23 protein-coding genes and 1 pseudogene are annotated in these 26,489 nt (G+C 67.4%); 12 read left to right on the forward strand and 12 right to left on the reverse strand.

Annotation, left to right across the window (positions count from 1 at the left end):
- Window positions 1-32 precede the first annotated feature (32 nt).
- From CTP10_RS09455 to pcaD, 4 genes and pseudogenes are all read left to right on the forward strand, one after another.
- Window positions 33-173 (forward strand): annotated as a pseudogene (locus CTP10_RS09455) (LysR family transcriptional regulator); the annotation flags it as partial.
- A 127-nt stretch (window positions 174-300) separates the two neighbouring features.
- On the forward strand, window positions 301-1,452 hold the full coding sequence (locus CTP10_RS09460) for a muconate/chloromuconate family cycloisomerase (protein ID WP_116320526.1): 1,152 nt from the start codon (window positions 301-303) through the stop codon (window positions 1,450-1,452).
- Window positions 1,453-1,495: 43 nt separating this feature from the next.
- Entirely contained in the window at window positions 1,496-1,774 is a 279-nt protein-coding gene (catC, locus tag CTP10_RS09465) for a muconolactone Delta-isomerase (protein ID WP_029048466.1), read from the forward strand.
- Between the two features lie 14 nt (window positions 1,775-1,788).
- Window positions 1,789-2,571 carry a 3-oxoadipate enol-lactonase gene (gene pcaD, locus CTP10_RS09470; RefSeq protein ID WP_116320525.1) on the forward strand — a complete coding sequence of 261 codons (783 nt, stop codon included), beginning with the start codon at window positions 1,789-1,791 and terminating at the stop codon, window positions 2,569-2,571.
- Window positions 2,572-2,602: 31 nt separating this feature from the next.
- Here the strand turns inward: pcaD and CTP10_RS09475 are convergent, their stop codons facing one another.
- Window positions 2,603-3,985: an aminotransferase-like domain-containing protein gene (locus CTP10_RS09475; RefSeq protein WP_116320524.1), complete on the reverse strand. Its 1,383-nt coding sequence runs from the start codon at window positions 3,983-3,985 to the stop codon at window positions 2,603-2,605.
- Between the two features lie 167 nt (window positions 3,986-4,152).
- On the opposite strand from CTP10_RS09475, the gene cyoA reads away from it, so the two are divergent.
- From cyoA to CTP10_RS09505, 6 genes are read left to right on the forward strand one after another with little or no spacing between them, the layout of a single operon-like run.
- Entirely contained in the window at window positions 4,153-5,187 is a 1,035-nt protein-coding gene (gene cyoA, locus CTP10_RS09480) for a ubiquinol oxidase subunit II (RefSeq protein WP_116320523.1), read from the forward strand.
- Between the two features lies 1 nt (window position 5,188).
- Window positions 5,189-7,165 (forward strand): cytochrome o ubiquinol oxidase subunit I, encoded by a 1,977-nt coding sequence (gene cyoB / locus CTP10_RS09485; RefSeq protein WP_116320522.1) that lies wholly within the window; start codon window positions 5,189-5,191, stop codon window positions 7,163-7,165.
- A 2-nt stretch (window positions 7,166-7,167) separates the two neighbouring features.
- Window positions 7,168-7,824, forward strand: coding sequence for a cytochrome o ubiquinol oxidase subunit III (cyoC, locus tag CTP10_RS09490; protein WP_199414614.1), 657 nt, complete (start codon window positions 7,168-7,170; stop codon window positions 7,822-7,824).
- Entirely contained in the window at window positions 7,821-8,198 is a 378-nt protein-coding gene (gene cyoD, locus CTP10_RS09495; RefSeq protein ID WP_116320521.1) for a cytochrome o ubiquinol oxidase subunit IV, read from the forward strand. The genes cyoC and cyoD overlap by 4 nt, the downstream gene beginning before the upstream one ends.
- Window positions 8,199-8,224: 26 nt before the next feature.
- Window positions 8,225-9,970: a nitrite/sulfite reductase gene (locus CTP10_RS09500; RefSeq protein WP_116320520.1), complete on the forward strand. Its 1,746-nt coding sequence runs from the start codon at window positions 8,225-8,227 to the stop codon at window positions 9,968-9,970.
- Between the two features lie 59 nt (window positions 9,971-10,029).
- Complete coding sequence (locus CTP10_RS09505; RefSeq protein WP_116320519.1) at window positions 10,030-10,263, forward strand: hypothetical protein; 234 nt, start codon at window positions 10,030-10,032, stop codon at window positions 10,261-10,263.
- A 75-nt stretch (window positions 10,264-10,338) separates the two neighbouring features.
- Here CTP10_RS09505 and CTP10_RS09510 read toward each other — a convergent pair whose 3' ends face one another.
- The 6 genes from CTP10_RS09510 to CTP10_RS09535 all read right to left on the reverse strand — a co-directional run bounded on the left by CTP10_RS09510 (window position 10,339) and on the right by CTP10_RS09535 (window position 19,136).
- Window positions 10,339-11,841 carry a tripartite tricarboxylate transporter permease gene (locus tag CTP10_RS09510; RefSeq protein WP_116320518.1) on the reverse strand — a complete coding sequence of 501 codons (1,503 nt, stop codon included), beginning with the start codon at window positions 11,839-11,841 and terminating at the stop codon, window positions 10,339-10,341.
- A gap of 10 nt (window positions 11,842-11,851) precedes the next feature.
- On the reverse strand, window positions 11,852-12,358 hold the full coding sequence (locus CTP10_RS09515; protein ID WP_116320517.1) for a tripartite tricarboxylate transporter TctB family protein: 507 nt from the start codon (window positions 12,356-12,358) through the stop codon (window positions 11,852-11,854).
- Window positions 12,359-12,432: 74 nt separating this feature from the next.
- Complete coding sequence (locus tag CTP10_RS09520) at window positions 12,433-13,434, reverse strand: Bug family tripartite tricarboxylate transporter substrate binding protein (protein ID WP_116320516.1); 1,002 nt, start codon at window positions 13,432-13,434, stop codon at window positions 12,433-12,435.
- A gap of 94 nt (window positions 13,435-13,528) precedes the next feature.
- Window positions 13,529-14,683, reverse strand: a complete 1,155-nt coding sequence (locus CTP10_RS09525; RefSeq protein ID WP_199414613.1) for a DSD1 family PLP-dependent enzyme — start codon at window positions 14,681-14,683, stop codon at window positions 13,529-13,531.
- Window positions 14,676-17,735 (reverse strand): FAD-binding and (Fe-S)-binding domain-containing protein, encoded by a 3,060-nt coding sequence (locus CTP10_RS09530; protein ID WP_116320558.1) that lies wholly within the window; start codon window positions 17,733-17,735, stop codon window positions 14,676-14,678. Before CTP10_RS09530 ends, CTP10_RS09525 begins: the two co-directional genes overlap by 8 nt.
- 180 nt (window positions 17,736-17,915) lie before the next feature.
- On the reverse strand, window positions 17,916-19,136 hold the full coding sequence (locus tag CTP10_RS09535; RefSeq protein ID WP_116320515.1) for a pyridoxal-phosphate-dependent aminotransferase family protein: 1,221 nt from the start codon (window positions 19,134-19,136) through the stop codon (window positions 17,916-17,918).
- A 166-nt stretch (window positions 19,137-19,302) separates the two neighbouring features.
- On the opposite strand from CTP10_RS09535, the gene CTP10_RS09540 reads away from it, so the two are divergent.
- Window positions 19,303-20,028 (forward strand): GntR family transcriptional regulator, encoded by a 726-nt coding sequence (locus CTP10_RS09540; protein ID WP_116320514.1) that lies wholly within the window; start codon window positions 19,303-19,305, stop codon window positions 20,026-20,028.
- A gap of 22 nt (window positions 20,029-20,050) precedes the next feature.
- On the opposite strand, the gene CTP10_RS09545 is transcribed toward CTP10_RS09540, so the two are convergent.
- Complete coding sequence (locus CTP10_RS09545; RefSeq protein WP_147316216.1) at window positions 20,051-20,320, reverse strand: SMP-30/gluconolactonase/LRE family protein; 270 nt, start codon at window positions 20,318-20,320, stop codon at window positions 20,051-20,053.
- Between the two features lie 259 nt (window positions 20,321-20,579).
- Between CTP10_RS09545 and CTP10_RS09550 the strand changes: the two genes are divergently transcribed.
- Window positions 20,580-21,566, forward strand: a complete 987-nt coding sequence (locus CTP10_RS09550; protein ID WP_116320512.1) for a Bug family tripartite tricarboxylate transporter substrate binding protein — start codon at window positions 20,580-20,582, stop codon at window positions 21,564-21,566.
- A gap of 60 nt (window positions 21,567-21,626) precedes the next feature.
- Here the strand turns inward: CTP10_RS09550 and CTP10_RS09555 are convergent, their stop codons facing one another.
- The 4 genes from CTP10_RS09555 to CTP10_RS09570 all read right to left on the reverse strand — a co-directional run bounded on the left by CTP10_RS09555 (window position 21,627) and on the right by CTP10_RS09570 (window position 26,208).
- Complete coding sequence (locus tag CTP10_RS09555) at window positions 21,627-22,994, reverse strand: ABC transporter permease (RefSeq protein ID WP_233528177.1); 1,368 nt, start codon at window positions 22,992-22,994, stop codon at window positions 21,627-21,629.
- Window positions 22,991-24,433, reverse strand: coding sequence for an ABC transporter permease (locus tag CTP10_RS09560; protein WP_116320511.1), 1,443 nt, complete (start codon window positions 24,431-24,433; stop codon window positions 22,991-22,993). The genes CTP10_RS09555 and CTP10_RS09560 overlap by 4 nt, the downstream gene beginning before the upstream one ends.
- Window positions 24,430-25,185, reverse strand: coding sequence for an ABC transporter ATP-binding protein (locus CTP10_RS09565; RefSeq protein WP_116320510.1), 756 nt, complete (start codon window positions 25,183-25,185; stop codon window positions 24,430-24,432). The genes CTP10_RS09560 and CTP10_RS09565 overlap by 4 nt, the downstream gene beginning before the upstream one ends.
- 105 nt (window positions 25,186-25,290) lie before the next feature.
- A complete protein-coding gene (locus tag CTP10_RS09570; protein WP_116320509.1) occupies window positions 25,291-26,208 on the reverse strand; it encodes a LysR family transcriptional regulator in 918 nt (305 codons plus the stop codon).
- Window positions 26,209-26,489 lie beyond the last annotated feature (281 nt).

Below are 26,489 nucleotides of genomic sequence, written 5' to 3' on the forward strand. Positions count from 1 at the left end.
CGGAGGACTCAGGCGCTTGCCATCAGCCCTGGCATGAGGTGCGCGAGCTGCAGATCGCGCTCGGGCTGGTGGCGATGGGCGAAGGCATCTCGGTGGTGCCCAGCAGCGTCTACGGGCTGAAGCGGGGCGACGTGACCTACAAGGAACTGGAGAAGGCCTGGCTTACCTGCCCCCGCAGAAGGAATAAGGCGCCAGCGGCAACCCATACTTTTGAAGTATCAAATCAGACGCCAACGGTCTTGGACAGCTGAAAAACAGCCCTTCATACTCCGACGCAACGTTCAACTGCATCAGGAAGGTATGAAAGTGGCGACACAATCCGGCTCCACGGCCATCGAGTCGATCGAGGCTATCCTGGTCGACCTGCCGACCATCCGCCCGCACCAGCTCGCCATGGCGACCATGCAGCGGCAGACCCTCGTGATCGTCCGCCTGCGCTGCGCCGACGGCGTGGAAGGCATCGGCGAGGCCACCACCATCGGCGGCCTGTCCTATGGCGATGAAAGCCCCGAGGGCATCAAGCTGACCATCGACACTTACCTGGCGCCGGCGTTGCTGGGGCAGGACGCCACCAACGTGCACGCCGCCATGGCGCGGCTGAACAAGGTGGCGCGCGGCAACCGCTTTGCCAAGTCGGCGCTGGAGACCGCGCTGCTCGACGCACAGGGCAAGCGCCTGGGCGTGCCGCTGTCGACGCTGCTGGGCGGCGCGGTGCGCGACACGCTGCCGGTGCTGTGGACGCTGGCCAGCGGCGATACCGCGCGCGACATCGACGAGGCCGAACGCCTGCTGGCCGAGCGCCGCCACGACACCTTCAAGCTCAAGATCGGCCGGCGCAGCGTGCGCGAGGACGTGGCCCATGTGTCCGCGATCAAGCGCGCGCTGGGCGACCGTGCCCGCGTCACCGTCGACGTCAACCAGGCCTGGAACGAAGCGGATGCCGCCACCGGCATCGCCATGCTCGAAGCCGCCGGCATCGACCTGATCGAGCAGCCCACGCCGCGTGAGCAGCGCAACGCGCTGGCCCGGCTGGCGGCGCGCTTTGTCGTGCCCATCATGGCCGACGAAGCCGTGTGCGGCCCCGAGGACGCGATGGAACTGGCCCGCCTCGGCGCCGCCGACGTGTTCGCACTGAAGATCGCCAAGTCCGGCGGCATCTTCGGCATGCTGCGCACCGCCGCGGTCGGCGATGCGGCCGGCATCGCGCTGTATGGCGGCACCATGCTGGAAGGCAGCGTCGGCACCATCGCGGCCGCCCACGGCTTTGCCACGCTGCCGCAACTGGCGTGGGGCACCGAGCTGTTCGGCCCGCTGCTGCTGAAGGACGATATCGTGCTGGAGCGGCCGGTGTACCGCGACTTTGCGCTGCACCTGCCGCAAGGGCCCGGGCTGGGGATCGCGCTCGACGAAGACAAGCTGGCGCATTATCGACGCGACAGCGGCCGCGCCTGAATTTTCACCACCGGACTAATCAGACTGGAACAAGGAGAACCCGATGCTGTATCTGGTACGAATGGACGTGAACCTGCCGCACGACATGCCCGCCGCGCAGGCCGATGAGATCAAGGCGCGCGAGAAGGCTTACGCGCAGGACCTGCAGCGCCAGGGCAAGTGGCTGCACCTCTACCGCGTGGTTGGCGAGTATGCCAACTACAGCGTGTTCGACGTCGAGTCGAACGAGGCGCTGCACAACCTGCTGTCGGCCCTGCCGCTGTTCCCGTACATGAAGATCGCCGTCACGCCGCTGGCGCCGCATCCTTCTTCGATCCGCTGAGCGAGGCCCGCGTCATGAGCATCGCCACCCGTGACGGGCTTCGCCTGCACTACGAACTCCAGGGCCCCGCCGGCGCGCCGGTGCTGGTCATGTCCAACTCGCTCGGCACCAGCCTGTCAATGTGGGATCCGCAGATGCCGGCGCTGCGGGAACGCTTCCGCGTGCTGCGCTACGACACGCGCGGCCATGGCGCCTCCGGCGTGCCGGCCGCGCCGTTCGGCATGGCCGAGCTGGGCGCCGACGTGCTGGCGGTGATGGACCACGCCGGTGTCGAACGCGCGCATTTCTGCGGCCTGTCGATGGGCGGCATGACCGGCATCTGGCTGGCACGCCATCACCCCGAACGCTTCGGCCGCTTCGTGCTGGCCAATACCGCGGCGCTGATCGGCCCGCCGTCCGGCTGGAACACGCGCATCGAGCGCGTGCAGGCCGAAGGCATGGCAGCCATTGCCGAGGGCGTGCTGGCCCGCTGGTTCACCCCAGCGGCGCTCGCCGGCGATCCGGCGCGCCTGGCCCCGGTGCTGTCGATGCTCGCCTCGACCGATGCCGGCGGCTATGTCGCCAACTGCGCCGCGGTGCGCGATGCCGACCTGCGCGGCATGCTGGCCGGCATTGACGCGCGCGTGCTGGTGATCGCTGGCGTGCAGGATGCCGCCACCACGCCGGAACAGGGGCGCGAGCTGGCTGATGGCATTGCCAACGCCGAGTACCTCGCGCTCAATGCGGCGCATCTGTCGAACTGGGAATTGCCGGGGAAGTTCTCTGACGCGGTGATCAACTTCGTTTCACAGGCGTGACGCCTGCGCTGCTGGCGCGAGGCTGACCGGTTCAGACCACCATCTCCACCCCCGACGTTGGCCGGCGCTCCAGCAATGCCGCCAGTTTCCTTAGCGCCAGCGACAGCTGCGCGTGATTGTCCACGCCGCCGAGCGAGATGCGGATGGCATTGGGCGCATCGGGCCCGTCCCAGAACGCATCGGAAGGCGTGACCCGCAGGTCTTCCGCCAGCGCGGCCCGGGTGAGCTGCTGCGCCGACCACTGCGCGGGCAGCCGGTGCCAGACGTGGATGGCGCTGGGCGGCAGCTGGCCGATCCCGCTCAGCCATCGGCTTGCCAGTGCGCACCGCGCCAGCGCTTCGGTGCGGATGCCGTCGAGCAGTTGCATGGCCGAGCCGTCATGGATCCATTGCGTGGCCAGGGCCGCGGTCATCGGCGCGGCCATCAGCGCGAAGGCGCGCAGCGATGCCAGCAGGTCATCGCCACCCCTTTCTTCCGGCAGCAGGACATAGGCGGTGCGCAGGCCCGGACTGAGCGCCTTGGACAGCGTCGCGACGTAGTAGGTACGCTCGGGCGCAAAGCTGGCGAGCGGCGGCGGCGCTGACGGCGTCAGCAGCCAGTACGGATCATCCTCCAGCAAGGCGATATCGCATCGGTGCGCAGTCCTGGCGATCTCTGCCCGGCGCGAGGCCGGCATGGTGTGCGTGGTCGGATTCTGGGCGGTCGGGTTGAGGTAGGCGAGCGTGGCCCCCCCGGCGCGGGCCGCGGCGAGCGCGTCGGGCAGCATCCCGTCCGCGTCGCACGGCGCGATCACCACGCGCCGGCCCAGTTGCGCCGCCGCGGCGCGGATGCCCGGGTAGGCCAGCGGCTCGGTCACGATCGCCTCGCCGGGCCGGGTACGGCTCAGGATCACGGCGGCCAGCGCGGCCTGGGCGCCGGGGCACACCACCAGCCGCGCGGTGTCCACCTGCCCGAAGATCGGCGCCAGCCAGAGCGCCCCGGCCGACCGGTCCGAAGCGCTGCCGCCGCCAAGCTGGTAGGTCATCAGCAGGTGCGGGTCGCTGCGCAGCAGGACCTGGCTCAGGCCGCGCCGCAACAGGTCCTGGAAATCCACGCCCGCTGGCGGCGGCGGCACGTTCATGCTCATGTCGACCACCCGCGCCAGTTCCGCGCGCGGCGCCGCAATGAAGGTGCCAAGCGCGCCCCGGGCCTCGATCAGCTGGCGCCGCCGGGCCTCGTTATAGGCGCGGGTCACGGTGGTCAGGTCGACGCCGAGCGCCCGGGCAAGCCCGCGCTGCGGCGGCACGCGGTCACCGGCCACGAGGCTGCCCTCGCGGATCGCCCCTTCGATGAAATCCACGATCTGCAGGTAGCGCGCGCCGCCGCCTGTAGTGATCTGAAGATCCCATTTGTCCAGGATTTCGCTGCCTTGCATGGATTCTTTGCCCAAAATCTTCCTCGATGTATGGGTTTTGTCTTCAGCTAGCATGCCAGACATCACCGGAGGAATCCATACAAACCACGCCCGCGCGAGGCTGACGCAGCCCTTGAATCGGAGTGCGTGGCGGATGCTTTCGGTGATCCGTCACCAAGGTATCCGAAATGCTAAAAACAACCGCCGGGCCGGCAGACAGCGATCGACTAGGTCCCCAAGTCCCGCGCCAAGCCCCCCGACAAGCCACCTTCACCCGCCTCACCCGCGCCTTTCCAGGCCCGCAGGTCCGCCTGCCGACCTTGCTGCTGACCGCCTGCCTGAGCACCCTGCTCAGCGGCTGCAACCTCGAACTGCTCAATCCCAAGGGCAGCATCGGCGCACAGGAAAAATCGCTGATCCTGATCGCGCTGTTCGTCATGCTGATGGTCGTCATCCCGGTGATCTTCCTGACGCTGTGGTTTGCCTGGCGCTACCGCGAAAGCAACACGCGCGCGACCTACGCGCCCAAGTGGTCGCACTCGACCAAGATCGAGATCGTGGTGTGGGGCATCCCGTGCGTGATCGTGGCCTGCCTGGCCGTGCTGATCTGGGACTCGACGCACAAGCTCGACCCCTATCGTCCGCTTGAGTCCGAGGTCAGGCCGCTGCAGGTTGACGTCATCGCGCTGAACTGGAAATGGCTGTTCATCTATCCCGAGTACGGCGTCGCCTCGGTGAACCAGCTCGCCATCCCGGTCGGCACGCCGGTCAACTTCCGGCTGACCGCGGAATCGATGATGAATGCCTTCTTCATTCCGCAGCTTGGCAGCATGGTCTACACCATGGCCGGCATGCAGACCCGCCTGCACCTGATCGCCGACACGCCCGGCGTCTATCTCGGCCAGTCCGCGGCCTACAGCGGCGCTGGCTTCTCGGACATGCATTTCAAGACCCTGGCGACCTCGCGCGAGGACTTCGATGCCTGGATCGGCAAGGCCCGCGCGTCGGCGCAGGCGCTTGACGCGAACACCTACGGCACGCTGGAGCAGCCCAGCACCAAGGACCCCGTCACGCTCTATGCATCGGTGACCCCGAAGCTGTTCGACCAGGTCGTCGACAAGTACATGCAGGCCAACGGCGCGATCTGCCGCGCCAACACCCCCGAATCTCTGCAGGCCTTCCAACGCGTCCCGTCGGCGCTCCCCGGCCGCCTGGAGCAATGACATGCTAGGAAAACTCAACCTCGAAGCCATCCCCTACCACGAGCCGATCATCATGGTGACGCTGGCCGTGGTGCTGGTGCTGGGCGCCGCGCTGCTCGCCGCCATCACCAGATACGGCAAGTGGAAATACCTGTGGACCGAATGGATCTGCTCGGTCGACCACAAGAAGGTCGGCGTGATGTACATCATCCTGGCCCTGGTCATGCTGCTGCGCGGCTTCGCCGATGCGATCCTGATGCGCACGCAGCAAGCCGTCGCCTATGGCGATGCCGCCGGCTACCTGCCGCCGCACCACTACGACCAGATCTTCACCGCCCACGGCGTGATCATGATCTTCTACGTGGCCACGCCGCTGGTGGTGGGGCTGATGAACGTGATCGTGCCGCTGCAGATCGGCGCGCGCGACGTGGCCTTCCCGTTCGTCAATTCGCTGAGCTTCTGGCTGTCGGCCATGGGCGCGGTGCTGGTGATGCTGTCGATGTTCGTCGGCGACTTCGCCGCGACCGGCTGGGTCGCGTATCCGCCGTTGTCCGAACTCGGCTACAGCCCGACCGTCGGCGTGGATTACTACATCTGGTCATTGCAGATATCCGGGCTCGGCACCACGCTGACCGGCATCAACTTCATCGTCACGATCCTGCGCATGCGCGCACCGGGCCTGACCCTGATGAAGATGCCGGTGTTCACCTGGACCGCGCTGATCACCAACATCCTGATCGTCGCCATCTTCCCGGTCCTGACCGCCACGCTGGCCCTGCTCACCGCCGACCGCTACCTCGGCATGCACTTCTTCACCAACGAGCTGGGCGGCAACGCCATGATGTACGTGAACCTGATCTGGATCTGGGGGCACCCCGAGGTCTATGTGCTGATCCTGCCCGCGTTCGGCGCGTTCTCGGAAATCATCGCCACGTTCTCGCGCAAGCCCCTGTTCGGCTACAAGTCGATGGTCTATGCCACCTCGTCGATCGGCGTGCTGTCGTTCTTCGTCTGGCTGCACCACTTCTTCACCATGGGCTCGGGCGCCAACGTCAATGCCTTCTTCGGCATCATGACGTCGATCATCTCGATCCCCACCGGCGTGAAGCTGTTCAACTGGCTGTTCACCATGTACCGGGGGCGGATCCGCTTCCATACCTCGACCATGTGGACCATCGGCTTCATGGTGACGTTCGCGGTCGGCGGCATGACCGGCGTGCTGCTGGCGGTGCCGGGCGCCGACTTCGTGCTGCACAACAGCCTGTTCCTGGTTGCCCACTTCCATAACGTGATCATCGGCGGCGTGCTGTTCGGCTGCCTGGCGGCAATCAGCTTCTGGTTCCCGAAGGTGTTCGGCTTCAAGCTCGACGAGTTCTGGGGCAAGGTGTCGTTCTGGTGCTGGCTGACCGGCTTCTTCCTGGCCTTCATGCCGCTCTACGTGCTGGGCTTCAAGGGCATGACCCGCCGGATGAACCACTACGCCAATGTCGACTGGCATCCCTACCTGGTGGTGGCGATGATCGGCGCCTTCGTCATCGGCGCCGGCATCCTGGCCATGATCGTGCAACTGGCCGTCAGCATCCGCGACCGCAAGCAGAACCAGGACCTGACCGGCGACCCGTGGGACGGCCGCAGCCTGGAATGGTCGACGGCATCGCCGGCGCCGTTCTACAACTTCGCCAGGGTGCCGCACATCACCTCGCTGGAACAGCACTGGAACGACAAGGAAGCCGGACGGGCATGGCGCCAGCCGGCCCACTACGAGGACATCCACATGCCACGTCCCACCGCGGCCGGCTTCCTCGTGTCCGTGTTCGGGCTGGTGTCCTGCTTCGCGCTGGTCTGGCACATGTGGCTGGTCGCCGTCGCGGGGCTGGTCGGGGCGATCGCAACCTTCGTGCTGCGCAGCTACGACCGCAACGTGGACTACTACGTCCCGGCCGCCGAAGTCGAGCGCATCGAGCGCGCCCGCTACGCCCAACTGCAGCAAGCTGCCTGACCATGAACCCGACGCTATCCCCTACCCTGCACCACCCGGGCAACGACGCCGCACACGCGGCGGCACATACTGCGGCACACGCCGCCGACCACGGCCATCACGAAACCGGCGCGCATACCACGCTCGGCTTCTGGCTCTACCTGATGAGCGACTGCCTGATCTTCGCGGTGCTGTTCGCCACCTTTGGCGTCCTGTCCGGCAATACCGCGGGCGGGCCTGGCGGGCGGCAACTGTTCGAGCTGCCGTTCGTGTTCGCCGAGACCATGGTGCTGCTGCTCAGCAGCTACACCTTCGGCCTGGCCATGCTGCGGCAGGACGCGAATGCCGCGCCGCGCATGATCCGCTGGCTCGCGGCCACCTTCGTGCTGGGCGCGGTGTTTGTCGCCATGGAGGTCTACGAGTTCGCCCACCTGCTGCACCAGGGCGCCGGCCCGGGCGTAAGCGCCTACCTGTCGGCCTTCTTCACGCTGGTCGGCACCCACGGCCTGCACGTCACCGCGGGCCTGTGCTGGCTGGCGGTGATGATCCACCAGATCCGGCGTTTCGGCCTCGATGACATCGTGCGCCGCCGGCTGGCGTGCCTGAGCCTGTTCTGGCACTTCCTGGACCTGGTCTGGATCTGCGTCTTCACCTTCGTCTACCTGCGGGAGTTCGCATGAAGCCGTCCCATCTTCATTCCGTCCATCCGGGCGAGCACGCCGCCCACGGCAGCGTGCGCAGCTACACCATCGGCCTGCTGCTGTCGGTCGCGCTTACCGTGGCATCGTTTGCCGCGGTCATGACCGGCGCGTTGCCAAGCCACGCCGCGATCGCGCTGGTCGTGGGCCTCTGCGTTGCGCAGCTGCTGGTGCAGCTGGTGTATTTCCTGCACCTGGGCACCGGTCCCGGCCAGCGCGGCAATACCGCCATCTTCGCCTGCACCGGCTTCCTGATCGTCATCGTCGTCGCCGGCTCGTTGTGGGTGATGCACAACGCCGACCTCAACATGATGCCGACCGACATGTCCATCGAACGGGCACGGGCAAAAGACTAGCGCGCGGGCGCGAGGAGACCTTCACCATGTATGTCTATGACGAGATCGACCAGAGGCTGGTCGACGAACGGGTCGTGCAGTTCACCGGCCAGACCCGCCGCTTCCTGGACGGCGAGCTCGACGAGGAAGAGTTCCGCGTGCTGCGGCTGCAGAACGGCCTGTATATCCAGCGCCATGCGCCGATGCTGCGCGTGGCCATCCCCTACGGCATGCTGGCGTCGCGGCAGCTGCGCAAGCTGGCGGAGATCGCGCGCCGCTGGGACCGCGGCTACGGGCACTTCAGCACGCGGCAGAACCTGCAGTTCAACTGGCCGCGACTGGAAGACGCCCCTGCCATCCTCGCGGAACTCGCCACCGTGCAGATGCACGCCATCCAGACCAGCGGCAACTGCATCCGCAATACCACCACCGACCACTTTGCCGGCATCGCGCCCGACGAACTGGTGAACCCGCTGGTGTGGTGCGAGATCGTGCGGCAATGGTCGATGCTGCATCCCGAGTTCGCCTACCTGCCGCGCAAGTTCAAGATCGCGATCAGCGGCGCCACCACCGACCGGGCCGCGGTCGGCGTCCACGATATCGGGCTGCAGGCGGTCGAGGAAGACGGCCAGGTCGGCTTTCGCGTGTGGGTCGGCGGCGGCATGGGGCGCACGCCCATGGTCGGAAAGCTGATCAATCCCTTCGTGGCCTGGCAGGACCTGCTGACCTACCTGCAGGCCACGCTGCGCGTCTACAACCTGCATGGCAGGCGCGACAACAAGTACAAGGCGCGCATCAAGATCCTGGTGAAGGACCTCACGCCGGAGGTCTTCCGCGAACAGGTCGCGGAGCAGTGGCAGCGCATCCGGGGTGGCCCGGATACCGTCACCGAAGACTTTGTCGCGTCGGTGGCGGCGCGCTTCACGGTGCCGCCTTATGACCCCGCCGCGGCGCAGGATGCCGATGAAAGCGCCGATGAAAGCGCCGAACTCGCCCGCACCGACCGCGCGTTCCGGCTCTGGCTGCGCAGCAACGTTCATTCGCACCGCGTTCCGGGCTACGCCGCGGTGACCGCATCGCTCAAGGCAACCGGCCCCGCGCCGGGCGACATTACCGCCGACCAGATGGAGCTGATGGCCGACCTCGCCGAACGCCACGGCTTTGGCGAGCTGCGCGTCTCGCACGAGCAGAACCTGATCCTGGCCGACGTGCGGCGCAGCAGCCTGCCCGCGCTGTGGCGCGCGCTGGATGCGGCGGGCCTCGCCACGCCCAACGTCGGCAGGATCACCAACATCATCGCCTGCCCCGGCGGCGACTTCTGCTCGCTCGCCAACGCGGTATCGATTCCGCTGGCGCAGGCGATCCAGGAACGGTTCGAAGACCTCGACCACGTGCACGACATCGGCGAGCTAGACCTGAACATCTCGGGCTGCATCAACTCGTGCGGGCACCACCATGTCGGCCATATCGGCATCCTCGGCGTCGACAAGGCCGGAGAAGCCTGGTACCAGGTCACCATCGGCGGGCGCCAGAACGGCGCGGACAGCCGGGACGGCCACGCCGGCGGCGGCGCGGCGATCGGCCGCATCATCGGCCCGTCGTTCGCGCAGGAGCAGGTTCCGGACGTGGTCGAGCGGCTGATCGGCACCTACCTCGCGCACCGCGACAGCGACGCCGAGCGCTTCGTCGACGTGGTCGCGCGGATCGGGCTAGAACCGTTCCAGGCGGCCGTGTACCCGGACGGAAACAAGCGCAGCGCGGTGAACCGTCAGCCATCCATTGATGCACGTTGATCCACGTTGATTCACGCAGATCCACGCACATCCACGCAGATCCACGATTAGGACGCCCGATGTACGCCCTGTCCTGCGCCAGCCCTGACGACCTGTGGTCCGCGATTGCCGGCCTCTCCGCCGAGCAACTGCATACGATCATCGATATCGCAAGTGCCTCGCCTGAACCGACGACCGACCTCGATGCCTTCAGGCGCCGCATTGTCGGGATGTTCGGCAACGTCGCAGGCTTTGCATCGGCGCCACCGCCGGAGTCGATCCTGCGTCAGCTGTGGGAACGGTATCGGGCCTGAAAGGAAAAAAAAACCGCGCATCGTGACGATGCGCGGTCTGCTGCAACAGCACCGATGCTCACGGCGTGCCGAATGTCAGGCGATTCCCTTGGCCCGTGCCCTGGTACGCAGGTCGCTCACCAGCGGCCACACCAGCACGAAAACCGCCAGGCCCATGATCGTGCCGACCAGCCCGTTCGACCAGAACACATCCAGTTCGCCGGACGACACCAGCATGGTCTGCCGGAAGGCGTCTTCCGCGCGGTCGCCCAGCACCAGCGCCAGCACCATCGGCGCCAGCGGATAGTCCAGCTTCTTCAGCACGTAGCCGATCACGCCAAAGATCAGCATCAGCCAGACATCGAACAGCGCACCGTTCACCGTGTAGGCGCCGATCGCGCAGATCACCAGGATCAGCGGCGCGATGATCGAGAACGGGATGCGCAGGATCGCGGCAAAGAGCGGCACGGTCGACAGCACCACGATCAGGCCGACGATATTGCCCAGGTACATGCTGGCGATCAGCCCCCAGACGAACGGCCCCTGCTCGGCGAACAGCAGCGGTCCCGGCTGCAGGCCCCAGATCATCAGGCCGCCCAGCAGCACCGCGGCGGTCGCCGAACCCGGGATGCCTAGCGCCAGCATCGGCAGCAGCGCGCTGGTGCCGGCGGCGTGCGCGGCGGTTTCCGGAGCCACCACGCCTTCGACATTGCCCTTGCCGAACGAGTCCGGATCCTTGGCCATGCGCTTGGCGACACCGTAGCCCATGAACGAGGCCGCGGTGGCGCCGCCCGGGGTGATGCCAAGCCAGCAGCCGATCACGGATGAACGGACTACGGTCATCCAGTAGCGCGGCAGCTCCGCCCAGGTCTTGAGGACCACCTTCAGGTCGATGCGCGCCTGCTTGCCGCGGAACGCCACGCCCTCCTCCATCGTCATCAGGATCTCGCTGATGCCGAACAGGCCGATCACGGCGACCAGGAAGTCAAAGCCGCGCAGCAGCTCGTGCGAGCCGAAGGTCATGCGCAGCGTGCCCGAGACCGTATCCATGCCGACCGCCGCCAGGATAAAGCCCAGGCACATCGCGATCAGGATCTTCGGCTTGGATTCCTTGCCCATGCCGACGAAACTGCAGAACGTCAGCAGGTACACCGCGAAGAACTCCGGCGGGCCGAAGCGCAGCGCGAACTTCGCCACCATCGGCGCCAGGAAGGTGATCAGCAGCACCCCGGCCAGCGCGCCCAGGCAGGAGCCGGTGAAGGCGGAGGTCAGCGCCTTGCCGGCCTCGCCCCGCTGGGCCATCGGATAGCCGTCGAAGGTCGTCGCCACCGACCACGCCTCGCCCGGGATGTTGAACAGGATCGACGTGATCGCGCCGCCGAACAAGGCTCCCCAGTAGATGCAGGACAGCATGATGATGGCGGATACCGGATCCATCGAAAACGTCAGCGGCAGCAGGATCGCCACGCCGTTCGGGCCGCCCAGGCCCGGCAGCACGCCGACCACGATACCCAGCAGGATGCCGGCGAACATCAGGCCGACGTTCTGCCAGGACAGGGCGACCGCGAAGCCGCCCATCAATGCGTTCATTTCTTCCATTGCCACCTCCTCAATAGCCCAGCGCAGCTTCCAGCGGCCCCTTGGGCAGCGGCACACGGAACTGGATCTCGAAGATCCAGAAGAGCATCAGGTTGATGCCGACGCCAATCAGCATCGCCTTGGGCCAGCCCGACTTGCCGACCCACACCATGAAGCCGACGATAAAGACCGTCGACGCCACGTAGATGCCCAGCACGCCGATCAGGCCGACATACACCGTCAGCGGCAGCACGATCACGCTGACCTGCCGCAGTTGCTGCCAGGTCGCAAAGACCGCCTTGCCGTCGCTGCGCAGCGCCTGCATTGCCACCAGCGCGGCGCAGGCCAGCACGATGATGCCGACGCGCATCGGGAAATAGCCAGCTTCGGGCCCGTCCGGCGCCCAGCCCGCGCCAATGCTGTAGTTGCTCCAGATCACGACGAGCGCGCCTGCCAGCAGGCATAGCGCGACCATCAGCTCCACTGTCTTGACCGAGAGCCCGGCGCCCGCCGGCTCTCCCCCGTGATGTGAATCCATGTCTGCCCCCAGATATCCTTCAGCCATCGGCCCCGGCGCATGCACCGGAGCCTCGCGAATGCGGCCCGCCTGCGTCAGCGCGCGGCGACGAAGCCGGCCTCCTTGATGATGTCGCGATGCGCGGCCTCGTCCTTCGCCAGGAAGTCGGTCAGCGCCCTGGCGGTCAGGAACTCGTTCTTGAGCGCGTTCTTTTCCAGGTATTCCTTCCACTCGGGCGTGGCCACGATCTTCTGCATCAGGTCGACGTAGTACTTCTGCTGGTCGGGCGTGACGCCGCCGGGCAGCATGAAGACACGCAGCATCTGGTATTGCACGTCCAGGCCCTGCTCCTTGCAGGTCGGCACGTCGTTCCAGCTCTGGGCTTGCGTGACCCTGGCCTTGTAGCTCATACGCTCCGGCGCGAACACGCACAGCGCCTTGTGCTCGCCGGCGCGCCACTGGCCGATCGACTCGGAGGGATTGTTGACGTTGGCGTCGATATGCTGGCCCGACAGCTGCGTGGCCGCCTCGCCGCCGCCCTTGTACGGCACGTAGATAAACTTCGTGCCGGTCTTCTTCTGGACCAGCGAGGTGATGATCTGGTCTTCGCGCTTGGAACTGGTGCCGCCGATCTTGACCTTGCCGGCACTCGCTTTCGAGCCGTCGATAAACTCCGTCACCGACTTGTATGGCCCGGCGGCATTGGTCCACAGCACGAACTCGTCCTGGGCGATCATGGCCACCGGGGTCAGGTCGCGCCAGCTGAACGGCAGGTGGCTGACCATCGGCACGGTATAGAGCGCCGACGACGCGACCAGCAGCTTGTGCGGATTGCCCTGCGACGCCTTGGTGTCCATCAGCCCCTCGGCCCCGCTGGCGCCGGCCTTGTTCAGCACGATGACCGGCTGGCTCATCAGCTTGTGCCTGGCGATGATGCCCTGGATGGCGCGCGCCATCTGGTCCGACGCACCACCGGCGCTGAACGGCACGACGATCTCGACCGGCTTTGCCGGCTCCCAGGCCCATGCATTGGCGCCGAGGCAGGCGGTGGCGCAGGCCACGGCCGTGAGGGTGCTCCTGACGATCTTGCGTTGCATCTCTTGTCTCCTTTGGCTTTGGTATTCAGATCCGCCTTGATTGCGGCTTGTTTTGTTTATCCGCGCCGGCGATGCGCCGGCCGTCCTCCGCGCGTCATCGGCTCAGGCCGCGCGCTTCCACCTCCCATACATCGACGACGCGCTCGCCGCGGAAGCACACGAACTGCGCGTGCAAGTTCGCCGTGGGGTCGCAATGGCCCGGCACCAGCAGCAGCTTGTCGCCGAGCAGTTCCTGGCTGTCCGCGTTCAGCACTTCGAGCACGCCGTGTTCGTCGTTGGCCGCCACGTAGCGCAGCCAGCCGCTGCGGTCGCGGGACCACAGGTGCGGCAGGCCGGAATCGACCGCGACCGATTTCAGCCCGGCATCGCAGACCGCCACGCCCGGCCTTGCCGTGCTCATGACCGTGGCCGACAGGAACAGGCTGTGCCGCGGGTCAAACGCGCCGTGCCATTCGTTGGCGCCGTAGTGGCCGTCCAGGAACAGGTAGGTGCCCGGCTGGACTTCGGTATAGACACCGCTCTGGCAGTCGAACTCGGCCGTGCCGGTGCCACCGCCGGTGACGACCGGGCAGGCAATGCCCCGCGCTTCCAGGTGGCGGACATAGCCGGCGGCGGCTTGCGCCGCGCGCTGCGCAGCCTGCCGGCGTTGCACCCAGACCGGGATGTGCTGCGCGCCGCCGTGGTAAGCCTGCAGGCCGCCAAAGCGCAACGACGGCGCTTCGCCGATGGCATCGGCCAGCCGGCTCAAGGCATCGTGGGTGTTGACGCCGCAGCGCCCGTGCCCCACGTCCACCTCCGGCAGCACGCTGATGCGCACGCCGCCCGCCTCGGCCGCGGCGCCAATCGCGCTGACCTGGCGCACGTCGTCCACGCACAGGCTCAGCGCCGTGTGCCGCGCCAGCTCCACCGCCATGGCAAGCTTGTCCGCGCCGACGATCTCGTTGCTGATGTGGATGCTTGCGATCCCCGCGGCGGCGAACGGATAGGCTTCGCTCAGCTTCTGGCAGCAGACGCCGTTCGCCCCGGCAGCGATCTGGCGCCGGGCGACGGCGACCGACTTGTGCGCCTTGGCGTGCGGCCTCAAGGCCACGCCACCCGCATCGGCAAGGGCCTGCATCTGCGCAAGGTTGTGGTCGAAGGCCTCCAGGTCGACCAGCAGCGCCGGCGAGCCCACGTCCTCCACGCGATCGCCGATCCTGGCCGCTGCCGGGGGCCGCAGCGGCAGGCTGCCGCGCCGCGCCTCAGCCATGGCGGCTTCCTGCCAGCGCCATTTCCAGCACGCGTGCCACGTGGAGGGCCTGCGCATCGGCGCCGTCCAGGATCTGGTGCCGGCAACTGGTGCCGTCGGCGACCACGATGGCATCGGCGGCGCGCTTGCGCACCGCGGGCAGCAGCGACAGCTCGGCCATGGCTTTCGATGCCTCGAAGTGCTCGGCTTCGTAGCCAAAGCTGCCGGCCATGCCGCAGCACGACGACTCCACCGGCGCGACCTTCAGCCCGGGGATCCAGCCCAGCACGGTCTGCACCGGCGTGAAGGCATCGAACGCCTTCTGGTGGCAATGTCCGTGCACCACCGCTTCCGCTGCCTGCAGGGGCTGCAACGGCAATGCCAGCCGGCCTTCGCGCTGCTCGCGGACCAGGAACTCCTCGAACAGGAACGACAGGCTCGCAAGCTGCCTGGCCTCGTCGCCATAGCCGTAGCCGAGGAATTCGTCGCGCAGCGACAGCAGGCAGGACGGCTCCAGCCCCACCACCGGGACACCGCGCGCCACATAGGGACGGAATGCGTCCAGCATGCGCCGGGCCTCTTCCTTCGCCTGGTCGACCAGCCCCGCGGCGAGGAAGGTCCGGCCGCAGCACAGCGGACGCTCGCCCGCGCGGGTGTTGAAATGCACGGTATAGCCGGCCGCTTCGAGCACTGCCCGCGCGGCGCGCGCGTTTTCGGGCTCCATGTAGTTGCTGAAGGTGTCGACGAACAGCAGCACCTCGCGGGTGCCAGCCGGCTCGCCGGCGTCCATGCCCGTTGTGCCCGTTGTGCCCGTTGTGCCCGTTGTCAGGAATGGCTTGCGGAAGCGGGGCAGCGACCGTTCCGGCGCAAACCCCAGCGCGCGCTTCACCCAGCCCGAGACCAGCGGGATGCTGTCCGCCAGCGCCAGCAGTCCCGACACCCGGCTTGCCACCGGCGCATAGCGCGGCATGTACGCCACCATGCGCTCGCGCAGGCTGGTGCCGTGCCGCCGGGTCCACGCATGGCGCGCCTCGATCTTCAGCCGGGCCATGTCGACGCCGGTCGGGCAGTCACGCTTGCAGCCCTTGCACGACACGCACAGGTCCAGCACTTCCTTCACCTCGGGACTCGCCAGCCCTTCGCTGCCGAGCTGGCCGGAGACGGCCAGCCGCAGCGTATTGGCGCGGCCGCGCGTGGCGTGCTGCTCATCCTTGGTCACGCGATAGCTCGGGCACATGGTGCCGGCGTCGAACTTGCGGCAGTGGCCGTTGTTGTTGCACATCTCCACCGCCGAGGCCAGCCCGTGCGTGGCCGTGTCGGCGCCGGTGCCGGGCGCGGTCTCCTCGCCGGTCATCGGGTCGCGGCGCACGTTCCAGGCCGACCAGTCGAGCGCGGGCGTCAGCGGCAGCGCCGCGTAGCCGGGCGCGAAGCGGAAGTTCTCGCGCGCGTCCATCCTGGGCGGTCGCACGATCTTGTCGGGATTGAAGCGGTTGTCGGGGTCGAACAGCGCCTTGATCTCGCCGAACGCGGCATTGATGCGCGGTCCATACTGCCATGCCACCCATTCACCCCGGCACAGCCCGTCGCCATGCTCGCCGGAATAGGCGCCCTTGTACTCGCGCACCAGCTCGGCCGCTTCCCCGGCGATCTCGCGCATGCGCACCGCGCCGTCGCGGCGCATGTCCAGGATCGGGCGCACGTGCAGCGTGCCGACACTGGCGTGCGCGTACCACGTGCCCTCGGTCTCGTGCTTGTGGAAGACCTCGGTCAGCCGGCGCGTGTACTCGGCCAGGTGCTCCAGCGGTACGGCGCAATCTTCGATGAAGGACACCGGCTTGCCATCGCCCTTCATGCTCATCATGATGTTGAGCCCGGCCTTGCGCACGTCCCACAGCGCCTTCTGCGCCTTCTCTTCAGGCATCTGCACCACGGAACCCGGCAGCCCCAGGTCGCCCATCAGCTCGACCAGCTGTTCCAGTCGCGCCAGCAGCGCCTGGCGGTCTTCCCCGGCGAACTCGACCAGCAGGATGGCCTGCGGGTCGCCGGTCAGCGCGCGCTCGACGACCGGGCGAAAAGCCGGGTTCTCCATCGACAGGTCGATCATGGTCCGGTCGACCAGTTCCACCGCGACCGGGCGCAGCCTGACGATATGCTGCGTCATGTCCATGGCCTGGTAGAAGGTGGGAAAGTTCACCACGCCCAGCACCTTGTGCGCGGGCAGCGGCGAAAGCTTCAGCGTGACCTGCCTGCTGCAGGCCAGCGTTCCCTCGGACCCCACCAGGATGTGCGCCAGGTTGGCGTGGCCATCGTCGGTATAGGCCATCGGGTTCTGGCAATCGAACAGGTCGATGTTGTAGCCGGCCACGCGGCGCAGCACCTTCGGCATGCGTTCGGCGATCTCGCCGCGCTCGCGCGTGGCGATGCGCTCCAGCCCGCGCAGGATGCCTTCGGCGCGCCCCGCCGCCACCGGGTTGGCCAGCGAGCCGAAATGGCATTCGCTGCCGTCGGCCAGCACGGCGTCGATGGCCAGCACGTTATGCACCATGTTGCCGTAGGCAATCGAGCGCGAACCGCACGAGTTGTTGCCGGTCATGCCGCCGATGGTGCATTGCGCGCCGGTCGACACGTCCACCGGGAACCAGAGCCCGTGGGGCTTGAGCCAGGCATTGAGATGGTCGAGCACAATGCCCGGCTCCACCGTCACCGTGCGCGCCGCCGCGTCGAAGGCCACCACGTTGTTGAGCCACTTGCTGTTGTCGATCACCAGCGCCTCGCCCACGGTCTGCCCGCACTGGCTGGTACCGGCGCCGCGCGCCAGCACCGGCACCCGCTGGTCGCGGGCGATGTCGAGCGCGCGCAGCAGGTCGGCCTGGTCGCGCGGCACGACCACGCCGATCGGCATGATCTGGTAGATCGACGCATCGGTCGCATAGCGCCCACGGCCGGCCCGGTCGAACAGCACGTCGCCGCGCAGTTCCTTGCGCAGCAGCGCGGACAGCGGCGAAACGGCGCGATGCTGCGACGGCACCAGGTGGATCGGCTTGACCAGCGTGGGGGAAGTAAGGGTATTCATGGCAATCGGCAGGCTTGTGTTCGGCTGGACGAACATCGGTGGATGCATGCGGAAATCCGCAGGCAACAGGCAACAGGCGCCCCTGCCGATCACCCCGACGTGACGGCATGGACTTGAGACGCGTGGAGACGACCTTCAGGCCGGTCCGGACCTTTCCGGCGCCGGCCTATGCCGCAGGGTTCAGGCGGCCACCTTCAGCACCGGCGTATCCGCGTGCGCGGCCAGGTATTCCATGGCCGCCGCGACACCGCTCGCGGCGACGGGGACGCCGGCCAGCTTCAGCCCCATTTCGCAGCCAGCCAGCGTAGCCATCAGCGTCAGGTCATTGCAGTCGCCCAGATGGCCGATGCGGAACATGCGGCCGCGCATCTTGCCGAGCGCCTGGCCCAGCGACATGTTGAAGCGCTCATAGATGAGCTTGCGCACGGCGTCGGCGTCCACGCCCTCCGGCATCATCACGCCCGTCAGCACGGGGCTGTACACGGCCGGATCGGCACACTGGATTTCCAGGCCCCAGGCGCGCACGGCGCGGCGCGTGGCTTCCGCCAGGCGCTGGTGGCGGGCGAAGACGTTGTCCAGCCCCTCGCCCAGGATCATGTCGAGCGCCTCGGACAGGCCGTAGAGCAGGTTGGTGTTCGGGGTGTACGGCCAGTAGCCGTTCTGGTTGGCTTCGATGATTTCCGTCCAGCCCCAGAACGCGCGCGGCAGCCTGGCCTTCTGGCTGGCCGCGATCGCCTTCGGCGAGACTGCGTTGAAGCTGATGCCGGGCGGCAGCATCAAACCCTTCTGCGAACCCGACACCGTGACATCGGCGCCCCACTCGTCATGCCGGTAGTCGGCCGAGGCCAGCCCCGAGATCGTGTCCACCAGCAGCAAGGCCGGGTGGCCGGCCGCGTCGATGGCCTTGCGCACCGCGGCGATGTTCGAGGTCACGCCGGTCGACGTCTCGTTATGCACCACGCATACCGCCTTGATCGAGTGCGCCGTGTCCTGGCGCAGCCGCGCCTCGATCATGTCGGCCTGCACCCCGCGACGCCATCCTTCGATGCCCTGCAGGCCCAGGAACTCCGGCTTGAGGCCCAGCGCTTCGGCCATCTTCTTCCACAACGTGGCGAAGTGACCCGTCTCAAACATCAGCACATGGTCGCCCGGGCTCAGCGTGTTGGTCAGCGCGGCCTCCCAGGCGCCGGTACCCGACGCCGGGTAAATGATCACGGGTTGTTCGGTCTTGAAGATCTTCCTGATATCGGCCAGCACCTTGCGCCCCAGCGCGCCGAACTCGGGGCCGCGGTGGTCGATGGTCGGGTAGCTCATGGCGCGCAGGATGCGATCAGGCACCGGGCTCGGGCCGGGGATCTGCAGGAAATGGCGGCCAGCCGGATGGAAATCGAGGTGGATCATGGGAGGTCGTCTCCTTGGTTGAATTTTGAATTTTGAATGCAATCTACTGTAGCACCAGCTGCGGCGGCGCTTCAAGGCGAACTTTTTCCGCGTAAACCCTTAGCAACACTGGAGTTTTCGGCCTTGAGATACAATCGAGGCAAGTTTCCGAAGATGGGAAAATTGAATGCAAAATCCTCTGGACGACGAGAACAGACAATCCGAAGGGCTCATGCCCAAGGTCGAGCGCAAGCGCCTGCACGACATCGTGGTCGAGCACCTGCGCCGGTTCATCGTTGAAGGCGTGCTGTCGCCGGGCATGAAGCTGAACGAGCGCGAACTGTGCGAGACACTTGGCATCTCCCGCACGCCGCTGCGCGAGGCGCTCAAGGTGCTGGCCGCGGAAGGCCTGATCGACATCTGGCCGAACCGTGGCGCGAGCGTGTCGCGCATGAGCGAGACCGAAGTGTGGGAAATGTTCGAACTGATGAGCGGCCTGGAGGCCTTCGCGGGCGAGCTGGCATGCGAGCGCATCACGCCGGCTGAGCTCTCCGAGATCAAGGCGCTGCACTACTCCATGCTCGCCTGCCGCGTACAGAAGGACTTGCCCGGCTACTACGCCCGCAACCAGGAGATCCACAACCTGATCGTGGCCTCTGCGCGCAACTCGGCGCTAAGCCAGACCTACCTGGCGCTGAACCGGCGCATCCAGGCGCTGCGTTTCCGCTCCAACTACCTGTCGGACAAGTGGGACCGTGCGGTCGACGAGCACGAAGGCATGATGAGCGCCCTCGAGGCGCGCGATGGCCAGAAGCTGGCCGGCATCCTGCGGCACCACTTGCTGGACAAGCGGGATGCGGTCATGCAGATTCATCCCGATCCGGTGAAGGACAAGCCTGCGCAGAACGCGTGACGCCGGCGCGGCGTCCGGCGCCTCAGATCGATAGCTCGAAAAGCCTGCCCGAAAGGCCTGCCTTCGCCAGCACCTCCAGCGAAACCTGCTGGCGCGATGAGGTAATGAACAGGCTGCCAGAACCGGCCCCTCCGATGCAGACATCGGAAGGGCACGGCACCGGCATGCCCACGACCCGGTCCAGGGTCCCGTCCGCCAGGAAGCGCATCACGCTCCATCCCTCGCACATCGCGGTCCAGATGCCACCGCTGGCATCCAGCGCAACGCCTGCACGGTCTCGCCGAGGCTCCACTGCGTCACCAGTGCGCCGCCCGGCTTCAGCAGGCCGATATTGCAGCCCTCACCTGCCGCCGGCACCGCCACCCACAAATCGCGGTCCGCGCCTTCACAGTGCCCCGACCGCTTATCGCACACTGACTTCACGGAATGCGTTCCGGGGCAGCCTCATGGCAAGTACCCGCTTCGTCCGCTCCGGCATAATCGATCGGCGGATTCACCGCTGGAACCCGCCGCAAAGGCGGGGACAAAAATTGCCAAAGCAGGAGACGTAGTTGAGTATTTCGAATCACGCTGCGCGCAGCGCACGACTGGTAACGCTCGCCATCACGAGCCTGGTGATCGGTCATACCGCCTTCGCGGCCGACGCCTGGCCCACCAGGCCGATCAAGGTCATCGTTCCCTATACCCCCGGCGGGTCCACCGACACGGTAGCCCGGGTCGTGTTCGAAAGGGTCTCGCAAAGCCTCGGCCAGCCCATCATCATCGAGAACAAGCCTGGCGCGAACAGTACGCTTGGCGTTGGCGTTGCCGCACGCTCGGCGCCGGACGGCTATACCTTTGTCTCGGTGCTCGCGGCCTACAGCGCCAACATGTCGCTGTATTCCAAGCTGAGCTACAAGCCTTCGGACCTCGTGCCGGTGGCGCAGATGGCGGAACTGCCGCTGTTCCTGTTCGCCAGCAAGAAGGTACCGGCAAAGACCGTTGCCGAACTGGTCGACTATGGCAAGAAGCATCCCGATACGCTGACCTTCGGCTCTAGCGGCGTGGGCAGCTCGGCGCATTTGACGGGCGAACGGCTGGCCATGGAGTCCAAGGTCAGGATGACCCATGTGCCGTACAACGGCAGCGCACCGATCCTGCCGGCACTTGTCTCCGGCGAGGTGTCTGTGGCATTCGATCCCCTGCTGGTGCCGATGCCGCACGTGAAGTCGGGCAAGATCAATGTGCTGGCCGTGGCCTCGGCCAAGCGCTGGCCGGGCGAGCCGAATATCCCGACCATGGAAGAATCGGGCTTCCCGGGCTTCGTGATGAGTTCCTGGACCGGCCTGCTGGCGCCTGCCGGCACGCCCGCGCCCGTGGTTGAGCGCATGGCCAAGGAGATCGCCGCGGCGACGCGCAGCCCGGACGTGGCAAAGAAGCTGACCGAACTGGGATTCGTGCCGGTAGGCAGCTCCTCCGAAGAGTTCCGCAAGGTGATCGAGCGCGACATCACTCGATACGGTCAGATCGTCAAGGCGGGAAAGATCACCCTCGACTGAGACAGGCGCTGCGGCCCCAATACGCGATAAGCGATAAGAGATAAGCGACCACGCCCTGCCTCAAGGCCGCAGCCGCACCGTACACATCGCCCACAGGCCCAGCGCGCCCAGCAGCCATGGCAGCCCGATTGCCGCCAGCAGGTAAGCGCTGGCGACATGTGGCCGCGGTGTGGTCGCGGCAAAGGCCGGCCTGCCGGCGAAGTCCTCCGCACCGAAGGCAAGCCGGCCGAACAGGTAGGGATAGTGGAAGGTCCTGACCGACTGGTGGAATGCGCCAATACGGTCCTGGAAGGCCAGCTGGGCTTCCAGGTCAGTGTGCGCCAGCCGGTGCAGGAAGGCCTGCGCGGCCACGCCGGGCAGCAGCCAGCCGAGCCGGCCGGTCCACTGTTGCCGCGCATCGAGCCCGGCACGGTAGGCCTGCACCTGGCCCGCCACGCTCTCGTCGCCGACCTGGTGCAGCGCGTAGTACCAGGCCCAGTTGAATCCCGTGCGCGGCGGCGCGATGCCGGCCCATTGCGGGTGGCTGCGCACGAACTGGCGCATGGTGACTTCGCGCGGCACTTCCCAGCCCGCGTGGACGGCCTGCCGCTGCGCCAGCATCAGGTCGATACCCTGGTTGACGGGGATGGCGCGGGCCAGCCCGATATTGGCGACCACCGGCAACACCACGGTCAGCCCCACCCAGGTTCCCATCAGCACCGTGGCGTTGGTGCGCGAGCGCCAGCCGCGCGTGACCACCAGCAGCGCGGCGCCGAACCAGAAAGCGAGGTAGCTGGCCACCACCGCCACGGCGGCCGCGATCGCGGGCCATGGCATGCCGGCAACGGCTGCGCCCGCCAGCATCGGCAGCGCGACGCAAGCCAGCACCAGGCCATAGCGCAGCGCCACGCGCCGCAGCCACAGTTGCCGCAGCGACCCCGGCATCGACAATAGCAGCCGCAGCCGCCCGGCCTGGCGCTCGCCCGAGACCAGGTCATGCAGCAAGGCAATGACGAACAGCGGCGCCAGGTAGACCAGCACGAAGGCAAAGTCGAAGCGCCCCGGCAGCGCCAGCTCGGGATTGAAATGCTCGCCGTCATAGGCCTGCGACTGCAGGCCGAGCATGCGCACGCGCTGGATGAACGGCGCCACGTCGCGCAGCCCCAGCGCCAGGAACGCCGCGTCGGAAGGCGGATCCGCAGTGAAGTAGAAGCTGTAGTAGGCCACCATGCCGACGTCACCCACATGGCGTTCGTACACGTCCGCGGCGCGCTGTTCGTGCAGTGCCGCCGCGCGCGCGATGGTGTGCTGCTGCCGCGACACTTCGTGCAGCCCCGCCCCGACCGCCAGACAGGTCAGCAGGCACAGCAGCACCAGTGCGGCCACGGTCAGCCGCGCGCGCACGATCAGGCGCCATTCCTCGCGCATGCCCATTCGCCATCCGCTCATCGCGCCATGCCCTCCAGCCGGCGCGCCGCCACGCGCGCCAGCCACAGCCACGCCGCCAGCCATGCCAGCAGCACCAGTGCCGGCGCCAGCGCGCGCTGCACGGTGCCGGCAAGGGACGGCGGCACGTAGGCAAACGCCGGCAGGTCCTGCCAATGGTGATGGTCGATGCGGTTCTCCCTGGCCGGATCGACCGCATCGGCATAGCGGATCTGCTCGGCTTCCAGCCGGTTCAGAGCCTGCACCAGGCCGTAGCGATAGCGTTCGCCCTGCTGCAGGAAGTCGCGATAGCCATGCAGGTCGGTAGCGGCAACGGTCATCGACAGCCGGCGCAGCGCAAAGGCAGGACTGAGCCATCCGAGCGTATCGGTGAGCCGGCCTTGCCGGAACTGCAGCGCGAAGGCCGCCTTGGCGTGCCGGTCGAACAAGGCGCTGGTAAGGCGTTCGCCTTCGGTCTTGAGCAGGCCCTTGTAGTTCACCGGCAGGTCCTCGACGCGGCGCACGCCGTACTGCGCCAGGACCTGCTGCCGGAAGCCGTTGTAGTAGGGATCGTCGGGGTCATGGCTGTCGCCGATCGCCGCAAGCTCGCGCTCCACCGCGATGGTGCTTTCCAGCCGCGTCGGCAGCGCCACCACGGCGTTGACCAGGTCCGGCACCGCGCGCGGCAGCATGACCACCAGCACGGCCCACAGCGCCAGCAGCACCAGCAGCGCATCGCGGCTGCGCCGGCACCACGCCGACACCACGGTGACGAGCAGCGACCACAGCAGCAGCCAGCCGGCATATGCCGCCACCAGCAGCGCCGCCAGCAGCGCGGACAGCGGCGCATCGCCCGGCCGCGCCAGCGCCATCCAGGCCAGCACCGCCGCTGCAGGCAGCAGCACGGCCAGCGCCACGCCGGCGACGGCCAGCACCTTGCCCCGCACCAGTTCGCCGCCCCGCACGCCCTGCGCCAGCAACACGCGCAGCACGCCGCTCTCGCGCTCGCGCGCCAGCACGCCGTGGCCGGCAAAGATCAGCAGCAGTGGCGCCAGCACCTGCAGCACGAAGGCCGGCGACAACTGCCCGAAGCGCACCAGCAGCGACGACTGCCGCACCTCGCCGAAGTTGGCGCTGTTTTGCCGGTGCGCTTCGAGGTAGAGCGAGCGGCCGGTATAGAGATCGATGCCCGGATCGAACACCGCCAGCGGGCCCAGCGGCCGGAACAGGTAGTGGCCGTAGTGCGCCATCCGGTGCGGGTGCCGGTCGGGCTGGCTGGCGAATTCCCGGTCGGCCTGCTGCTGGTAGCGCGCCTGCTGCGCGCTGACATCGCGATGGTGCTCCCATGCGCTCAGGATGGCGGCGAAGGCAAGCAACAGCACCAGTGCCAGGCTGGCCACCGCCACTTTGTCGCGCCGCATCAGGCGCCATTCCTCGCGCGCGATCAGCCAGGATCTGCTCATGCCGCACCTTGCGCGTAGCGCTGGTGCAAGGCGCGCACGTCGAAGCCTTCCGGCCCCTGCGCGGCATACTCCACGGCGAGTCGGCCGGACTGGATAAAGCCAATGCGGTCGGCGATGCCGGCCGCGGACAGCAGGTCGTGCGTCACCATCAGCGTGGCCACGCCCCGCCCGCGCAGCAGGCCAAGCAAGCGGTTGAACTCGGCGGTCGCCTGCGGATCCAGGCCCGAGGTGGGCTCGTCCAGCAGCAGCGCCGCGACCTCGCGCCGCAGCGCCAGCGCGATCGCCACCTTCTGCCGCATGCCCTTGGAGAAGCCTGCCACGCGCCGCCCGAACGCAGCGGGGTCCAGTCCCGCGGCCTGCAACGCCTCGTCGATGGCCTGCGGGGTTTCCTTCTGCCCTGCCAGGCTCAGCAGGTAGGCGACGTTCTCGCGCGCGCTCAGGTGCTCGTAAAGGGCTACGTTTTCCGGGATATAGGCGATCTGCCGGCGCGCGCCGGCCGGGTCCCGCACCGGGTCGACGCGGTTGACCCGCACCTGCCCGCCACTGGGCCCGATGAAGCCCAGGAACAGGCTCAGCGTGGTGGTCTTGCCGGCGCCGTTGGCGCCCAGCAGCGCATAGATCTCGCCGGGCCAGACGCGCAACGTCAGCGCGGTCAGCACAGGCGCGGCGCCATAGCCGGCCTGGACGCCGTCGGCCTCGAGGATGGGAGCCGGGTGCGGCGAGGTTTCGATGAATGGCTGCGTGAGCGTCATGCCAGGTCGCCCGTGGGCGGGAAAGTGTCGTTGGCGATGTCTGGCGATGCTACGCGAGCTTTAATGATAATGCAATATCATTAGCAAGAGCCGCCGGCACGCCCTTCACGAGGCGCCACGCAGCGGCCCGAAGCGCTCGGCATAGACGGACGCCACCCAGTCGACGAAGACCCGCACGCGCGGCGCCAGCTGCCGGTGGAACGGATACAGGACCGACACCGGCAGCGTCGGGCATGGCCAGGCTTCCAGCACCGGCACCAGCCGCCCCGCGCGCAGGTGCTCTTCAACGCGGAAGCGCGGCACCTGGATCAGGCCGCAGCCGGCGAGCGCGGCACTGGTATAGCACTCGGCGTCGCTGACCGCGATCCATCCGCGCGCCTTGGCCTCCACCACCTCGCCATCGACCGTCAGCGTGAACGGGTAGCGGTAGTCATGGTTGCGCGAGAAAAAGCCCACGGCGGCATGGCCTTCGAGTTCGGACGGGTGTCGCGGCGTGCCATGCACAGCGAGGTAGGCGGGACTGGCGCACAGCACTTCCGGCATGTCGGCCAGCCGCCGCGCCACCAGCGACGAGTCGCGCGGACGGCCGGCGCGCACGACGCAGTCGATGCCCTCGCCCACCAGGTCGACCAGGCGGTCGCCGCTGCTGATCGCCAGTTCGATATTGGGGTAGCGGGCGCGGAACTCGCCGATGCGCGGCAGGATGACCTGCGTCGCGTGGGTGCCGTGCAGGTCCAGCCGCAGCGTCCCGCGCGGATTGGCCGCCTGCGTGCTGAGCGAGGTTTCGGCGTCTTCCAGCTCCAGCAACACGCGTTTGCTGCGCTCGTAAAACGCCTGGCCGTCCAGTGTCGGGCGCACCTGGCGCGTGGTGCGCTCGAGCAGCCGCGCGCCGACGCGGGCCTCCAGTTCCTTGATGGCGTGCGTGGCGGTAGCGCGCGGCATGTCGAGCGCACTGGCGGCGCCGGTGAACGAGCCTAGCTCCACGATCCGGGTGAAAAGTTGCAGCGCGTCGAAGCGGTCCATGGCGGTACGGTTGGAAGGCGGTAGCAGCGGTTGTAGCAGTTGCAGCGGTTGCAGGGTTCGTTTGTAGCCTTGGCTGCTTGTGCCAGCTTGTAGCGGGTTGGTCACCCCGCATTGAAAGCAGGTTCGGCGTTGCCGTCAACTCCGCACACCGCGCGCCGGCGCGAAAAAATTCGCGTGCCAGGGGAATGAAATCTGGACGGGCGTGGATTTTGCTGTCCTATATTTCATCCAGATTCTCCTGCTGGTCCGCTTTCGTTGCGGCGTCACGGATGCGCGCGGCA

This window comes from Cupriavidus sp. P-10, from assembly GCF_003402535.2.
In the GTDB taxonomy this organism is placed as follows: Bacteria; Pseudomonadota; Gammaproteobacteria; order Burkholderiales; family Burkholderiaceae; genus Cupriavidus.

Excerpts from the sequence above, each read along its gene's own strand:
- cyoC (WP_199414614.1), top strand. The coding sequence starts at position 7,168 with ATGAACCCGACGCTATCCCCTACCCTGCACCACCCGGGCAACGACGCC.
- cyoD (WP_116320521.1), top strand. The coding sequence starts at position 7,821 with ATGAAGCCGTCCCATCTTCATTCCGTCCATCCGGGCGAGCACGCCGCC.
- pcaD (WP_116320525.1), top strand. The coding sequence starts at position 1,789 with ATGAGCATCGCCACCCGTGACGGGCTTCGCCTGCACTACGAACTCCAG.
- cyoB (WP_116320522.1), top strand. The coding sequence starts at position 5,189 with ATGCTAGGAAAACTCAACCTCGAAGCCATCCCCTACCACGAGCCGATC.
- CTP10_RS09560 (WP_116320511.1), bottom strand. The coding sequence starts at position 24,433 with ATGAGCAGATCCTGGCTGATCGCGCGCGAGGAATGGCGCCTGATGCGG.
- CTP10_RS09565 (WP_116320510.1), bottom strand. The coding sequence starts at position 25,185 with ATGACGCTCACGCAGCCATTCATCGAAACCTCGCCGCACCCGGCTCCC.
- CTP10_RS09555 (WP_233528177.1), bottom strand. The coding sequence starts at position 22,994 with ATGAGCGGATGGCGAATGGGCATGCGCGAGGAATGGCGCCTGATCGTG.
- CTP10_RS09570 (WP_116320509.1), bottom strand. The coding sequence starts at position 26,208 with ATGGACCGCTTCGACGCGCTGCAACTTTTCACCCGGATCGTGGAGCTA.
- CTP10_RS09510 (WP_116320518.1), bottom strand. The coding sequence starts at position 11,841 with ATGGAAGAAATGAACGCATTGATGGGCGGCTTCGCGGTCGCCCTGTCC.
- CTP10_RS09475 (WP_116320524.1), bottom strand. The coding sequence starts at position 3,985 with ATGCAAGGCAGCGAAATCCTGGACAAATGGGATCTTCAGATCACTACA.
- CTP10_RS09525 (WP_199414613.1), bottom strand. The coding sequence starts at position 14,683 with ATGGCTGAGGCGCGGCGCGGCAGCCTGCCGCTGCGGCCCCCGGCAGCG.
- CTP10_RS09500 (WP_116320520.1), top strand. The coding sequence starts at position 8,225 with ATGTATGTCTATGACGAGATCGACCAGAGGCTGGTCGACGAACGGGTC.
- catC (WP_029048466.1), top strand. The coding sequence starts at position 1,496 with ATGCTGTATCTGGTACGAATGGACGTGAACCTGCCGCACGACATGCCC.
- CTP10_RS09540 (WP_116320514.1), top strand. The coding sequence starts at position 19,303 with ATGCAAAATCCTCTGGACGACGAGAACAGACAATCCGAAGGGCTCATG.
- CTP10_RS09530 (WP_116320558.1), bottom strand. The coding sequence starts at position 17,735 with ATGAATACCCTTACTTCCCCCACGCTGGTCAAGCCGATCCACCTGGTG.
- CTP10_RS09520 (WP_116320516.1), bottom strand. The coding sequence starts at position 13,434 with ATGCAACGCAAGATCGTCAGGAGCACCCTCACGGCCGTGGCCTGCGCC.
- CTP10_RS09535 (WP_116320515.1), bottom strand. The coding sequence starts at position 19,136 with ATGATCCACCTCGATTTCCATCCGGCTGGCCGCCATTTCCTGCAGATC.
- CTP10_RS09505 (WP_116320519.1), top strand. The coding sequence starts at position 10,030 with ATGTACGCCCTGTCCTGCGCCAGCCCTGACGACCTGTGGTCCGCGATT.
- CTP10_RS09460 (WP_116320526.1), top strand. The coding sequence starts at position 301 with ATGAAAGTGGCGACACAATCCGGCTCCACGGCCATCGAGTCGATCGAG.
- CTP10_RS09515 (WP_116320517.1), bottom strand. The coding sequence starts at position 12,358 with ATGGATTCACATCACGGGGGAGAGCCGGCGGGCGCCGGGCTCTCGGTC.
- cyoA (WP_116320523.1), top strand. The coding sequence starts at position 4,153 with ATGCTAAAAACAACCGCCGGGCCGGCAGACAGCGATCGACTAGGTCCC.